The organism is Pseudoalteromonas sp. S558 (assembly GCF_005886635.1).
Taxonomy (GTDB): domain Bacteria; phylum Pseudomonadota; class Gammaproteobacteria; order Enterobacterales; family Alteromonadaceae; genus Pseudoalteromonas; species Pseudoalteromonas aliena.
This window is the reverse complement of record NZ_PNDU01000656.1, coordinates 1-402: the sequence shown is the minus strand read 5'-3', so window position 1 is coordinate 402 and position 402 is coordinate 1. Positions and strand designations below refer to the sequence as shown.

The window sequence follows — 402 nt, the reverse complement described above, 5'->3', positions numbered from 1 at the left end:
CCAGTACTGTGGGGCGATGTGTCTATTTCTATGCTTACCTTGTTGAGAATCGCCACCTTCGAAGATTGGACCGACGTGATGTACGAAACCATGGCGGTATACAAATTAAGTTGGATTTTTTACTTAACCTTTATCTTTTTAACTGCATTTGTATTCTTAAATATGATGGTGGGGGCTATTTTAGAAGTAATGAGTGAAGAGCATCGCAATTCACGAGAAGAGCAAGCCGATACAGACTCACTGCCCGCAACACAAGTCCAAGTAAACGAATTGAAAGCACAACTGGCAGATTTAAAACAATTACTCAAAAATAATTAGCAGATTGAATAGGGCAAGTATGAACTTGCACTATTGTTTATACTTTAAACTTACCTACTAAATCAGTTAATATCGATGAAAGAC

Annotated in this window: 1 protein-coding gene; it reads left to right on the top strand. The window is 37.6% G+C overall.

Annotated features, from left to right (window positions below):
* A partial coding sequence (locus tag CWB66_RS21830) for an ion transporter (RefSeq protein WP_138587029.1) occupies positions 1-318 on the top strand: 318 nt, incomplete at its 5' end.
* Positions 319-402 lie beyond the last annotated feature (84 nt).